This window comes from Hydrogenophaga sp. LT287, assembly GCF_055702805.1.
Genome location: NZ_JBVPZC010000001.1, coordinates 25297 through 37980 on the forward strand (window position 1 = coordinate 25297; position 12684 = coordinate 37980).

At 70.8% G+C, this 12684-nt stretch carries 13 protein-coding genes; all 13 read left to right on the plus strand.

The window, feature by feature from the left end; genetic code table 11:
- Positions 1-17: 17 nt before the first annotated feature.
- Genes cobO through AC0GNR_RS00185 form a run of 13 tightly spaced genes read left to right on the plus strand, consistent with a single transcriptional unit; the run spans position 18 to position 12683 of the window.
- Entirely contained in the window at positions 18-599 is a 582-nt protein-coding gene (cobO, locus tag AC0GNR_RS00125; RefSeq protein ID WP_305334222.1) for a cob(I)yrinic acid a,c-diamide adenosyltransferase, read from the plus strand.
- Positions 600-626: 27 nt separating this feature from the next.
- The gene (gene bioB, locus AC0GNR_RS00130) at positions 627-1628 is read left to right on the plus strand and encodes a biotin synthase BioB (protein ID WP_472899293.1); all 1002 of its coding nucleotides are present in this window, start codon (positions 627-629) and stop codon (positions 1626-1628) included.
- Positions 1629-1639: 11 nt separating this feature from the next.
- Positions 1640-2056: an aspartate 1-decarboxylase gene (panD, locus tag AC0GNR_RS00135; protein ID WP_304839308.1), complete on the plus strand. Its 417-nt coding sequence runs from the start codon at positions 1640-1642 to the stop codon at positions 2054-2056.
- Complete coding sequence (bioA, locus tag AC0GNR_RS00140; RefSeq protein ID WP_305334224.1) at positions 2053-3435, plus strand: adenosylmethionine--8-amino-7-oxononanoate transaminase; 1383 nt, start codon at positions 2053-2055, stop codon at positions 3433-3435. The genes panD and bioA overlap by 4 nt, the downstream gene beginning before the upstream one ends.
- Complete coding sequence (gene bioD / locus AC0GNR_RS00145) at positions 3425-4105, plus strand: dethiobiotin synthase (protein WP_305334225.1); 681 nt, start codon at positions 3425-3427, stop codon at positions 4103-4105. Before bioA ends, bioD begins: the two co-directional genes overlap by 11 nt.
- Positions 4106-4109: 4 nt before the next feature.
- Entirely contained in the window at positions 4110-5369 is a 1260-nt protein-coding gene (locus AC0GNR_RS00150) for an aminotransferase class I/II-fold pyridoxal phosphate-dependent enzyme (protein ID WP_305659807.1), read from the plus strand.
- Entirely contained in the window at positions 5366-6343 is a 978-nt protein-coding gene (gene cbiB, locus AC0GNR_RS00155) for an adenosylcobinamide-phosphate synthase CbiB (protein ID WP_472898994.1), read from the plus strand. Before AC0GNR_RS00150 ends, cbiB begins: the two co-directional genes overlap by 4 nt.
- Complete coding sequence (locus AC0GNR_RS00160; RefSeq protein ID WP_472898995.1) at positions 6340-7329, plus strand: aminotransferase class I/II-fold pyridoxal phosphate-dependent enzyme; 990 nt, start codon at positions 6340-6342, stop codon at positions 7327-7329. Before cbiB ends, AC0GNR_RS00160 begins: the two co-directional genes overlap by 4 nt.
- Complete coding sequence (locus tag AC0GNR_RS00165) at positions 7326-8807, plus strand: cobyric acid synthase (RefSeq protein ID WP_472898996.1); 1482 nt, start codon at positions 7326-7328, stop codon at positions 8805-8807. Before AC0GNR_RS00160 ends, AC0GNR_RS00165 begins: the two co-directional genes overlap by 4 nt.
- 15 nt (positions 8808-8822) lie before the next feature.
- Entirely contained in the window at positions 8823-9890 is a 1068-nt protein-coding gene (gene cobT, locus AC0GNR_RS00170; protein ID WP_472898997.1) for a nicotinate-nucleotide--dimethylbenzimidazole phosphoribosyltransferase, read from the plus strand.
- A complete protein-coding gene (locus AC0GNR_RS00175; RefSeq protein WP_472898998.1) occupies positions 9865-10806 on the plus strand; it encodes an adenosylcobinamide-GDP ribazoletransferase in 942 nt (313 codons plus the stop codon). The genes cobT and AC0GNR_RS00175 overlap by 26 nt, the downstream gene beginning before the upstream one ends.
- Positions 10773-11357, plus strand: coding sequence for a histidine phosphatase family protein (locus AC0GNR_RS00180; protein WP_472898999.1), 585 nt, complete (start codon positions 10773-10775; stop codon positions 11355-11357). The genes AC0GNR_RS00175 and AC0GNR_RS00180 overlap by 34 nt, the downstream gene beginning before the upstream one ends.
- A gap of 33 nt (positions 11358-11390) precedes the next feature.
- A complete protein-coding gene (locus AC0GNR_RS00185) occupies positions 11391-12683 on the plus strand; it encodes a DUF445 domain-containing protein (protein ID WP_472899000.1) in 1293 nt (430 codons plus the stop codon).
- Position 12684: the final 1 nt, after the last annotated feature.

The window sequence follows — 12684 nt, forward strand, 5'->3', positions numbered from 1 at the left end:
TGACAGGACATCGAGCCATGGAAATTGAATCGGCACCCACCGAGAAGCGCTATGAAAAACCCGAGGGCGAGCGACGCGGGCTGTTGATCGTGCACACCGGCGACGGCAAGGGCAAGAGCACGGCCGCCTTTGGTCTGGCCTTGCGCGCCTTTGGCCGCACGCACGTGCACGGCAAGCTGGTGAAGATTTTTCAGTTCATGAAGGTGCCTTCCGCGCGCTTTGGCGAGCACCGCATGTTTGAGCAGATCGGTATTCCGATCGAAGGACTGGGCGACGGTTTCAGCTGGAAAAGCCAGGACCTGGAACACTCGGCCCAGCTCGCGCGCGACGGCTGGGAAAAAGCCCGCGCCGCCATTTTGAGCGGCGACTATTTCATGGTCACGCTCGACGAACTGACCTACCCGCTGATCTACGGCTGGCTGCCGCTGGAGGGCGTGTTGCAAACCCTGCGCGACCGCCCGAAGCACACCCATGTGGTCATCACGGGCCGGCGCTGCCCGCCTGAAATCATCGAGCTGGCCGACACCGTGACCGAAATGACACTGGTGAAGCACGCCTTCAAGGCGGGTATCCCGGCTCAGCGCGGTATTGAAGACTGACCCACCTGGAGAACCCCGATGACCGTGATCGTTGAAACCCCCGTGACACTGCACCGCCCCGTCAAGAGCGTGTCGAAGACGCCACAGCGCTGGCCCGTCGCCGAGGTGCAGGCCCTGCTGGACCTGCCGTTGCCCGAGCTGATGCACCGCGCCCAGACCGTGCACCGCGAGCACCACGACCCCACCGAGATGGAGCTGGCCACACTGCTGTCGATCAAGACCGGTGGCTGCCCGGAGGACTGCGGCTATTGTCCGCAGTCGGTGCACTATGAGACCGGCGTGCCGGCCACCAAGATGATGACACCCGACGCCGTGCGCGAAGCCGTGCTGGGCGCCAAGGCGGCCGGTGCCTCGCGCTTCTGCATGGGCGCGGCCTGGCGCGCGCCCACCGACCGCGACCTGGAGAAGGTCGAAGAACTGGTGCGTGTGATCAAGGACCAAGGCCTCGAAGCCTGCTGCACCCTGGGCATGCTCACGGGCGACCAGGCGCAACGCCTCAAGGGCGCCGGGCTGGACTACTACAACCACAACCTCGACACCGCACCCGAGCTGTACGGCAACGTCATCACCACCCGCGACTACCAGGACCGGCTGGACACCCTGGGCCACGTGCGCGGGGCCGGCATCCATGTGTGCAGCGGTGGCATCGTGGGCATGGGCGAATCGCGCGCTGGGCGCGCCGGTCTGATCGCGCAGCTGGCCAACCTGGCGCCGTACCCCGAATCGGTGCCGATCAACCACCTGGTCAAGGTGCCGGGCACGCCGCTGGCCGACGAGCCCGACCTCGACCCGCTGGAGTTTGTGCGCACGGTCGCTGTGGCCCGCATCACCATGCCCAATGCCAAGGTGCGTCTGTCGGCCGGGCGCCGGCAGATGGACGAATCGACCCAGGTGCTGTGCTTCCTGGCCGGGGCCAATTCCATCTTTTATGGCGACAAGCTGCTGGTGACCGGCAACCCCGACGTGGAGGCCGATCGCGCGCTGCTCCAGCGCGTGGGCCTGAAAACGCGCCACACCTTCGGCGCTTGAGGAGATCCCCCATGTTCCGCACCCTGCTGAAATCCAAAATCCACCGCGCCACCGTCACCCACTGCGAGCTGCACTACGAAGGCTCCTGCGGCATCGACGAAGACCTGCTGGAGGCGAGCAACATCCGCCCCAACGAACAGGTCCACATCTGGAACGTCAACAACGGCGAACGTTTCATCACCTACGCCATCAGGTCGCCGCGCGGCAGCGGCATCATTTCGCTCAACGGCTCGGCCGCCCGGCGCGCCAGCGTGGGCGACCTGGTGATCATCGCGGCCTTCGGCATGGTGCACGAAGACCAGCTCGACGAGGCCGTGCCGAAGCTGGTGTTCCCCGACGCCGCCAACCGCATCGTCGAGACCCGCAGCGAGCCCGCCGGTCCGCAGGCCGGCGACCCGGTCATCCGGCCCCTGGGCGCCGAGCTGTGACGCAGCCCGTGTCGGCCAACGCCGCCTGGCGCCAGCGCAGCCTGGCCGCCGTCTGGCACCCGTGCACGCAGATGAAGCTGCACGCGCCCGAGGGTGTGGCGTTGCCGCTGATTCCCGTGGCGCGGGCCGAAGGCGTGTGGCTGCACGACCACGAAGGCCGGCGCTACCTCGACGCGATCAGCTCCTGGTGGGTCAACCTGTTCGGCCACAACCACCCCGCGATCCGCGCCGCGCTCATCGACCAGCTGCACACGCTGGACCACGTGATGCTGGCCGGCTTCACCCATGGGCCGGTGGTGGAGCTCTCCGAGCGGCTGGCCGCGCTGACCGGCCTTGGCCACGCCTTCTACGGCAGCGACGGCGCCAGCGCCACCGAGATCGCGCTGAAGATGAGCGCCCACCACTGGCGCAACGCGGGCCGGGCCGACAAGTGCCGGTTCGTCGGCGTGGCCGGGGGTTACCACGGCGAGACCGTGGGCGCGCTGGCCGTGACCGACATCGCGCTGTTCCGCGAAGCCTATGCGCCGCTGGTGCGGCTGGCCGCCACCGTGCCCAGCCCCGACGCCCGCGGCGCGGCGCCCGGCGAAACCCCGGCCGACGTGGCCGAGCGGGCCGCCGCCGCCCTGGGCGACTGGCTGGCCGAACACGCGCACGAGACCGCCGCCGTGATCATCGAGCCGCTGATCCAGTGCGCCGCTGGCATGGCCATGCACGACCCCGTGTACCTGCGGCGCGCGAGAGAACTCTGCGACCAGCACCAGGTGCACCTGGTGCTCGACGAAATCGCGGTCGGCTTCGGCCGCACCGGCACCTTGTTCGCGCACGAGCAGGCGGGCATCCGGCCCGACTTTCTCTGCCTCTCCAAGGGCCTGACCGGTGGCACGCTGCCGCTGTCGGTGGTGCTCACCACCGACGCGGTGTACGCCGCCTTCTACGACGACGAGGTGGCGCGCGGCTTCCTGCATTCGCACAGCTACACCGGCAACCCGCTGGCCTGCCGCGCCGCGCTGGCCACGCTGGACCTGTTTGACCAGACCGACGCGCTGCGGCAGAACCTGGGCACCAGCGAGCGGCTGGCCGCGCAGTTCGCGCCGATCTCCCACCACCCGCGCGTGCGCCACGCGCGGCGCAAGGGCATGGTCTTCGCGTGGGACGTGCTCAGCAGCCTGCCCGACTTCGGCCGCCGCTACGCCCGCCACGCGCTGGCGCAGGGGCTGCTGCTGCGGCCCATCGGCCACACGCTCTACGCCATGCCGCCCTATGTGATCGACGAGGCCGAGGGCGAGCTGCTGGCCCGTGGCGCGCTGACCGCGCTCGACGCCACGCTGGCCGAAGAGACCGGCCCGGTGCCGGTGAGCGGGGTGCCCGATGGCGTTTAACGGCTGCTTCGTCACCGGCACCGACACCGGCGTGGGCAAGACCCTGGTGAGCGCCGCGCTGCTGCACACGCTGGCGCGCCACCATGCCCGCGTGGTCGGCATGAAGCCGGTGGCGGCCGGCCTGGTGTTGCAAGGTGGCGAGTGGGTGGCGGAAGACGCGCGGGCCTTGCGCGCCGCGTCCACCGTGGCCGTGCCGCCCGCGCTGGACAACCCGGTGGCGCTGCCCGAGCCGCTGTCGCCCCACCTGGCGGCCGCGCGCGCGGGCCGGCGCGTGGGCGTGGCCGAGCTGGTGGCGGCGCACCGGGAGCTGCGTGGCCTGGCCGACGTGGTGCTGGTCGAAGGCTCGGGCGGCTGGCGCGTGCCGCTGAACGAAAACGAGACCCTGGCCGACCTGGCGGTGGCGCTGGCCCTGCCGGTGGTGCTGGTGGTGGGCCTGCGCCTGGGTTGCCTGAACCACGCGCTGCTCACCGCCGAAGCCATCCGCGCCGACGGCCTGCAGCTGGCCGGCTGGGTGGCCAACACCGTGGACCCTGCCATGGTCTGCCGCGACGAAAACATCGCCACGCTGTGCCAGCGCCTGGGCGCGCCGTTGCTCGGCGTGGTGCCCTGGCAGCCGCACACCCCGGAGGCACGCCAGATCGTGCTGGACCTGCCTGCAACATGGCAATGAAAGGATGGCCATGAGCTGGCTGAACGAATTTGACGAACGCCTCGCCGCGCTGGATGCACAGTCGCTGCGCCGCGTGCGCCGCGCGGTCAAGCCCGAGCCGGGTGCCCGGCTCAACGTGGACGGCGTGTCGCTGCTGGCCTTCTGCAGCAACGATTACCTGGGCCTGGCGCAAGACCCGCTGCTGCGCCAGGCGGTGCACGCCGCAGTGGACCGCTACGGCGTGGGCTCCGGTGCCTCGCCCATGGTCAGCGGCCACAGCGTGGCCAACGCCGCGCTGGAACGCGAGCTGGCCGAGGCCGTGGGCCTGCCGCGCGCGCTGTATTTCTATGCCGGCTACGCCACCAACGCCAGCACCGTGCCGGCCCTGGTGGGTGAGGGCGACGCGCTGTTTTCCGACGCGCTGAACCACGCCTGCCTGATCGACGGCGCGCGCCTGTCCAAGGCCACGGTGCACCGCTTCCCCCACGGCGACCTGGCCCGGCTCGACGCCTTGCTGGCGGCCAGCCCGGCGCGCCGCAAGCTGGTGATCAGCGACGCGGTGTTCAGCATGGACGGCGACGTGGCCGACATCACCGGCCTGCACGCGCTGTGCGAGCGGCACGATGCCTTGCTGCTGCTCGACGACGCACACGGCTTTGGCGTGCTGGGCCCGCAGGGGCGGGGCGCGCTGGCCGCCGCCGGCCTCACCGGCGCGGGCGCTTCGCCGCGCGTGCTCTACATGGCCACGCTGGGCAAGGCGCTGGGCGTGGCCGGCGCCTTCGTGGCCGGGCCCGAGCGGCTGGTGGAGTGGCTGCTGCAAAAGACGCGCAGCTACACCTACGCCACCGCCGCGCCGGCCCTGCTGGCCGAGGCCGTGCGCGCCGGCCTGCGCTGCGTGCTCGGTGCCGAGGGCGAGCGCCGCCGCCAGCACCTGGCCGCGCTGATCGCGCAGCTGCGCCGGGGCCTGGCGCCGGGCGCCCACGCGGCCATCGACGCCGCCGGCTGGGCGCTCACGCCCTCGGACACCGCGATCCAGCCGCTGGTGATTGGCGACAACGCCGCCGCGCTGGACGTGATGGCGCGCCTGCGTGCGCAGGGCCTGTGGGTGCCCGCCATCCGCCCGCCCACCGTGCCCGAGGGCACGGCCCGTTTGCGCATCGCCCTGTCGGCCGCGCACCAGGCCGACGACGTGGACCAGCTGCTGGCGGCACTGCACGCGGCCGCGGCCGGGCGTCTGGCCCTGGCTGACGCCGACGCCGCCGCGCTGCAAGGCGCCACGCCATGACCGACCCGCAGGCGCTGTCACCGGTAGCCATCGGCGCCTTCGCGGTGCTGGTGGCGCTGGGGGTGGACCGCCTGTGGGGCGAGCCGGCGGCGCGCTGGCACCCGGTGGTGGGGATGGGGCGTTACCTGGGCTGGGCCGGCCAGCGCATCGCCACCCCGGTGCCCACGCCGCAAGCCGACCGGTGGCGCGTGTTCGCGCGCGGCGCGCTGGCCTGGCTGCTGGGTGCCGCGCTGGTGGCGCTGAGCGCCTGGGCGCTCGCCCGCGCGCTGGGCGCCGGGCCAGGGTGGCTGCAGGCGCTGGCGCTGGGCGTGCTGCTCAAGCCGCTGCTAGCCTGGCGCATGTTGCGCGACGAGGTGCGGGCGGTGGAGGCTGCGCTGGCGTCGTCACTGGCTGAAGGGCGCGCCCGGCTGGCCTGGCTGGTGAGCCGCGACGTGACCACCCTGGACGCGGCCCAGGTGCGCGAAAGCGCCATCGAGACCCTCGCCGAGAACCTCAACGACTCGGTGGTCGCGCCGCTGTTCTGGTTCGCTGTGGCCGGCCTGCCAGGCGCGGCGCTCTACCGCTTCGCCAACACGGCCGACGCCATGTGGGGCTACCGGGGCGAGCGCCAGGGCCGTGACTGGACCTGGGCTGGCAAGTGGGCGGCGCGGGCAGACGACGTGTTGTCGTGGCTGCCGGCGCGCATCACGGCGGTGTTGCTCGCCGGGCTGGGCGCGGTGGGGCGCTGGCGCGAAGTGCGCGCTCAGGCGCGTCTCACACCCTCGCCCAACAGCGGCTGGCCGATGGCCGCCATGGCGCTGGCGCTGGACGTGCACCTGGCCAAGCCCGGCGTGTACACGCTGCACCCCGCAGGGCGCAGCCCGCAGGCGGCAGACACCGCGCGGGCGCTGCAACTGGCGGGCCGCGTGGTGGGCGCGCTGGCGGCGCTGGCCGCTGGGGTTCTGGTGGCGGGGCTTTGGATCCACGCGGCATGAACATGCCCACGCGCCAAGAGCACGGTGGGCCGGACGCCCAAGGCGTTCCCCGGTGGGACTTTTCCACCAACGCCAACGTGTGTGGGCCATGCCCCGTGGCGCTGGCCGCGCTGGCGCAGGCCGATGCGCAGCATTACCCCGATCCCGCTTACGCGGCGTTGCGCGCAGCGCTGGCGGCGTTTCATGGCGTGTCGGCCGAGCGCATCGTGGTGGCCGGCAGTGCCAGCGAGTTCATTGCGCGCATTACCGCAGCGGTGGTGCGTGCCGGCGGGCACAGCGTGTGGCAACCCGCGCAGGCCTATGGCGACTACGCGCGGGCCGCAGCGGCCTGGGGCTTGCAGCGCGTGGCCGATCCGGCTGCCGCCAACTTGCTGTGGCTGTGTGAGCCGTCGAGCCCGCAGGGCATGGCCGAACCCCTGGCGCAGGCCGTGGCGGAGCAGGGCGGCGTGGTGGTGCTGGACCGCGCTTATGAGCCTTTGCGCCTGGCTGGTCGCTGCAGTCTGGACGCCGCTGCCCTGGACACCGTTTGGCAACTCTGGTCGCCCAACAAAGCGCTGGCGCTCACCGGCGTGCGCGGCGCTTACGCCATTGCGCCGCTCGGCGCCGGTGCGCTGCAAGCGACACTGGAAAGCCTGGCGCCCTCGTGGCTGCTGGGCGCCCACGCCGTGGCCATGCTCACCGCTTGGGTGCAGCCCGACACGCAGGCCTGGCTGGCGCACAGCCGTGAGCAATTGCGCGAATGGAAAACGCAGCAGCTGGCGCTGTTGCGCAGCCTGGGCTGGCAGTGCTTGTCCAGCGACGCGAACTACCTGTGCGCGCAGGCGCCCGGGCCGGTGAACGTGGCCGGCTTGCGCGCGCAAGGCATCAAGCTGCGCGACACCACCAGCATGGGCTTGCCGGGCCACTGGCGCCTGAGCGTGCAGCCGCCCGCCGCCCAAAATGCCCTGGTGGCAGCCTTTCGCAACCAACAGGAGACCACCCTATGACGGCCGTGTGTGTGATGGTGCTCGGCACCACCAGCGGTGCCGGCAAGAGCTGGCTGACCACCGCGCTGTGCCGCCACTACGCGCGACAGGGCTTGAACGTGGCGCCGTTCAAGGCGCAAAACATGAGCAACAACGCGCGGGTCGTGGCCGGCGTATCAGGCGGGCAGGGCGAGATCGGCTCGGCCCAGTACTTTCAGGCGCTTGCGGCCAACGCAGAACCCGACGTGCGCATGAACCCGCTGCTGCTCAAACCCGAGGCCGACACGCGCAGCCAGGTGGTGTTGATGGGCGAAGTCAGCCGCGAACTGAGCGACATGCCGTGGCGCGGGCGCAGTGAAAAAGTCTGGCCGCACATCACCGCCGCGCTGGACGCGCTGCGGGCTGAAAACGACGTGGTGGTGATTGAGGGTGCCGGTTCGCCGGCCGAGATCAACCTGCACGCCAGCGACATCGTGAACATGCGCGTGGCCCGCCACGCCCAGGCCCGGTGCCTGCTGGTGACCGACATCGACCGGGGTGGCGCGTTTGCCCACCTGTACGGCACCTGGGCGCTGCTGCCCGCCGACGAGCGCGCGCTGATTCACGGTTTTGTGCTTAACAAATTTCGCGGTGATGCCGCGCTGCTGGCGCCCGGCCCGCAGATGCTGCAAGACCTCACCGGTGTGCCGGTGGTGGCCACCCTGCCGATGTGGTGGCAGCACGGCCTGCCCGAAGAAGACGGTGTTTTTGATGACAAGACCCGGGCAGCGGGTGCGGTGACCAAGACCATCGCGGTCATTGCCTACCCGCGCATCAGCAACCTCGACGAGTTTCAGCCGCTCAAGAACGTGCCGGGTGTGCGCCTGGTGTGGGCGCGCACTCCCGCCGACTGCGCCGGGGCCGACTGGGTTGTGCTGCCGGGCTCCAAGGCCACCGCCGCCGACCTGGCGTGGTTGCGCGCGCAAGGGCTGGACCGCGCTGTGGCCGAGCATGCCGCGCGGGGCGGGGCGGTGATGGGCATCTGCGGCGGCCTGCAAATGCTGGGCGAGGCGCTGATCGACACCCACGGCATTGAACCGATGAACCTGGGCAACGCCCCGGGTCTGGGTTTGCTGCCGCTGGTGACCGCTTTTGACGCTGAAAAAACCGTGCGCCACACACACACCCGCTTCACCGAGCTGGTGGGCTACTGGGCGGCGCTCTCGGGCGTGTCAGCCCAGGGCTATGAAATTCACCACGGCCAGACCGCGCAGCACCCGGCCATGGCCGCGGCGGGTGACGTGGCCCGGCCGGTCTTGCCCAACGGCCTGGCCTGGCAGAACGGGGCAGGGAATGTGCTCGGCGTGTATGTGCACGGCCTGTTTGAAGACCCGCAGGTGTTGCAGGCCTTGTTTGGCGCCTCGGCGCCCACGCTGGACAGCGTGTTTGACGGCCTGGCCGACTTTATTGAGCAGCACACCGAGCCCGGGGTGCTGCAAGCCCTGATCCAGACAAACTGAAGAAAGAACCCCGCCATGACCTACACCGTACCGACCCTTGACGACATCGCCCAGCCGGCCCTGGCCGCCCGCCTGCAGCACCTGCTGGACAACAAGACCAAGCCGCTGGGCTCGCTCGGCCGCCTGGAGACGCTGGCGCAGCGCATCGGTCTGATCCTGGGCACCGAGTCTCCCGAGCTGAAAAGTCCACAGATGGTGGTGTTTGCCGGCGACCACGGCCTGGCCGCGCGCGGCGTGTCGGCCTACCCGAGCGACGTCACCTGGCAGATGGTGGAAAACTTTTTGTCTGGCGGGGCGGCGGTGAGCGTGATGGCACGCCAGCACGGCATAGGCCTCACGGTGGTGGACTGCGGTGTGCGCCACGACTTTGCGCCGCGACCGGGCCTCGTGATTCACAAGGTCGCCCCCGGCACCGCCGATGCACTCGAAGGCCCGGCCATGACCGCTGCCCAGTGCGACACCGCGCTGGCCAACGGCGCCGCGCTGGTGAAAACGCTGCCGGGCAACGCGCTGCTGCTGGGTGAAATGGGCATTGGCAACACCTCGGCGGCATCGTTGCTGCTGGCTCGCCTGGCCGGGTTGGCGGTGGCGGACTGCACCGGTGCCGGCACCGGGCTCGACGCCGAGGCGGTGCAACGCAAGATTGGCATCTTGCGCGATGTGTTGGCCCGCCACCCCGAGGCGTGCAGCCCGCTGGAAGCCTTGGCGGCATTCGGCGGTTTTGAGATCGCCACCATGGTGGGCGCGGTGCTGCAAGCGGCACAGGAGCGCCGCGTGATTGTGGTGGACGGCTTTATTGCCAGTGCCGCCGTGCTGGTGGCCAGCGCCTTGCAGCCGGCGGTGTTGCAGCGCTGCGTGTTTGCGCACCGCTCGGGCGAGCGCGGCCATGCGCTCATGCTGGCGCAGCTGCGTGCCGAGCCGCTGCTGGAGCTGGGTTTGCGCCTGGGTGAAGGCTCGGGCGCCGCGCTGGCCTGGCCGCTGCTGGCGAGCGCCTGCGCGATCCTGCGCGAGATGGCGAGTTTTGAGTCGGCCGGCGTGTCGCGTCAGGACGAAGCGCATGAAACAGACGCCATTCCCCGCTGAGGACGATCGGGTGGCGAGCGAGAACCCCGACCAGGGCAGCCGTGGAACCGGCTCTGCCGAGCCACTGGCGGCGTCCCCCCTCCGGGGCGAGGCCGCGCAGCGGCGCGGGGGAGTGCTTCTCACGCTTCGCCATTTTCTGCTGGCCATCCAGTTCTTCACCCGCATACCCGTTACCGGGCGGCTGGCCGGCTGGGTGGGCTTCAGCCCGGCCATGCTGCGGGCCAGTGCGGCGCACTTTCCTGGCGTGGGCTGGGTGGTGGGCGGGCTGAGCGCGGCGGTGTTTTATGGCGCTTGGCAGGCGCTGCCTGCGCAGCCCGCTGCCGCCTGGGTGGCGGCGGTGGCCTGCACCGTGTTCAGTGTGCTGCTGACCGGTGCGTTCCATGAAGACGGCCTGGCCGACCTGGTGGACGGCCTGGGCGGGTCCATGAACCGCGAGCGTGCGCTCGACATCATGAAAGATTCGCGCGTGGGCACCTACGGCGCGCTGGCGCTGGTGCTCGCCGTGGCTGCCAAGGTGGCGCTGCTGGTGTTGCTGGCGCAGGCCGGTGGTGCCTGGCTGGCGGCGGTGGCGCTGTTTGCCGCCCACGTTACCTCGCGGCTCATGCCGCTGTTTGTCATCCGCACGCTGGCCCATGTGGGGGACACGCCGAAGTCCAAGTCCAAACCGCTGGCCGAGAGCATTGCCGTGGCCGGGTTGCTGGCGGGTCTGCTGTGGTGGGCGCTGGCCATGGCGCTGGCGGGGTGGCTGCTGCCGGGCGCCCCGTGGGCGCTGGCGGTGGTGGGGGCGCTCATGGGCATGGGCTGGATGTGGCGCCTGCTGCACCGTCGTTTGCAGGGTTTCACCGGCGATGGCCTGGGCGCCACGCAGCAGGTGAGCGAGGTGTGCTTTTACCTCGCCATGGCGTTGGCGCTGTGAAGCTCTGGCTGCTGCGCCACGCCCAGGTGGACCTGGCCGCCGGCCTCTGCTACGGCGCCAGCGACGTGCCGGCCCACGAAGCGCTCACCCGCGAAGCCGCGCAAGCCGCCGCGGAGCTGCTGCCGCCAAGCCTGCCGGTGTGGGTGTCGGCCCTGGGCCGAGCGCAGGCACTGGCGCACACACTGCGGCGGCTGCGGCCCGACCTGGGCGCGCCCACCACCGACACGCGCCTGAATGAAATGGACTTTGGCCACTGGGAACTGCAGCCCTGGGACGCCGTGCCCCGCAGCGCTTTTGACCGCTGGATGGGCGACTTCGCGCACCACCGTTTTGGTGGCGCCGAGAGCACGCAGCAGGTGATCGACCGCGTGGCCGGCGCCCTGCACGACTTGCGCGCGTCACAGGCCCGCGAGGCGGTGTGGGTCACGCACGCGGGTGTGATCCGGGCGGTGCAGTTTATGGCGGCCCATGGCACGGTGTCCATTGCCAGCGTGGACCAGTGGCCCCGGGACGCACCAGCGCCCGGTGGCCACCTGTGCATGGAATGGTGAGCAAGTGCCTGCGATGCAGGCACACTGGAGCCTATGAACACCGCAAGCCCTGGCGCCCCCACCAGCCTGGCCCGCATGAAAGCGCTGGCCTTGGGCTTGCTCGTGCTGGCGGGCGTGGTGTATGGGGTGGCTACTGTGCTGGAGCCGCGCCACAGCGCCTGGGGATATGTAGCCGCTGCCGCTGAAGCCGCCATGATCGGCGCGCTGGCCGACTGGTTTGCCGTGGTGGCGCTGTTTCGCCACCCGCTGGGCCTGCCCATACCGCACACCGCCATCATCGTGGCCAACAAAGACCGGTTGGGCGCCCAGCTGGCGCGCTTTCTGGGCGAACATTTTCTGGCCGCCGAACACGTGCAGCCCACGCTGGCACGCTGGGACATGGCGGGTGCGCTGGGCCAGTGGCTGGCCCGGCCCGACGCGGCCAGGCGCGTGGGCCAGTGGCTGCAGCAGGCCACGCCCGCCTTGCTGGGCGCGCTGGACCAGACCCCCGCGCGCCAGTGGGTGGCGCAGCTGGCGCAGCGCCTGCTGCGCGAGGTGGATCTGGCCACCCTGGGCGGGCAGGCGCTGGCCGCACTCACCGCGCACGGCCACCACCAGCAGTGGCTCAACGGGCTGTTGCAGCAGCTGTCTGGCTGGGCCGGGCAAGAGGCGGTGCAAGAAAAGCTCACCGACGCCATTGCCCGCGAACTCAAAGAGCTGAAATACGTGGGGCTGGACCAAATGGCCGCGCGCCTGGCCACCCGCAAACTGGTGGCCGCGCTCACCCGCACCCTGGCCGACGTGGCCGCCGACCCCGACCACGAGCTGCGCCACCGTTTTGACGGCTGGATGACCGAGTCCATCAACCGCCTGCAGACCGACCCCGACTGGCAAGCCCGCGTGGCCCTGTGGCGCGACGCCTGGCTCGCCCAGCCGCAGTGGAAGGCGCCCATTGAAGCCTGGTGGCACGAGCTCATGGGCACGCTGCGGGCCGACGCGGTGAAACCCGAAAGCGCCCTGGGCGAGCGCATCGCCAGCGTGGTGCAAGCCGCCGGCCAACAGCTGCTGGCCGACGCCACGCTGCGCACCTGGCTCAACACCCAGGCGCAGCAGGTGCTGCTGCGCCTGCTGGACAGCAGCCGGGAAACCATCGTGGGCTTCGTGGCCCAGCGCGTGCAAGCCTGGGACGCGCACGACATGAGCCGCACGCTGGAAAACAACATTGGCCGCGACCTGCAGTTCATCCGCATCAACGGCACCCTGGTGGGCGCGCTGGTGGGGCTGCTGCTGCACGCGCTCACACAAGCGGTGCTGGCGCTGCCTGCGGTGCAGGCCTGGATGGGTTGAA

Bases quoted from the DNA above. Each gene is read 5' to 3' on its own strand.
- cobO (WP_305334222.1), top strand. From the start codon at position 18: ATGGAAATTGAATCGGCACCCACCGAGAAGCGCTATGAAAAACCCGAG.
- AC0GNR_RS00175 (WP_472898998.1), top strand. From the start codon at position 9,865: ATGAAACAGACGCCATTCCCCGCTGAGGACGATCGGGTGGCGAGCGAG.
- cobT (WP_472898997.1), top strand. From the start codon at position 8,823: ATGACCTACACCGTACCGACCCTTGACGACATCGCCCAGCCGGCCCTG.
- AC0GNR_RS00165 (WP_472898996.1), top strand. From the start codon at position 7,326: ATGACGGCCGTGTGTGTGATGGTGCTCGGCACCACCAGCGGTGCCGGC.
- AC0GNR_RS00185 (WP_472899000.1), top strand. From the start codon at position 11,391: ATGAACACCGCAAGCCCTGGCGCCCCCACCAGCCTGGCCCGCATGAAA.
- panD (WP_304839308.1), top strand. From the start codon at position 1,640: ATGTTCCGCACCCTGCTGAAATCCAAAATCCACCGCGCCACCGTCACC.
- cbiB (WP_472898994.1), top strand. From the start codon at position 5,366: ATGACCGACCCGCAGGCGCTGTCACCGGTAGCCATCGGCGCCTTCGCG.
- AC0GNR_RS00150 (WP_305659807.1), top strand. From the start codon at position 4,110: ATGGCCATGAGCTGGCTGAACGAATTTGACGAACGCCTCGCCGCGCTG.
- bioD (WP_305334225.1), top strand. From the start codon at position 3,425: ATGGCGTTTAACGGCTGCTTCGTCACCGGCACCGACACCGGCGTGGGC.
- AC0GNR_RS00160 (WP_472898995.1), top strand. From the start codon at position 6,340: ATGAACATGCCCACGCGCCAAGAGCACGGTGGGCCGGACGCCCAAGGC.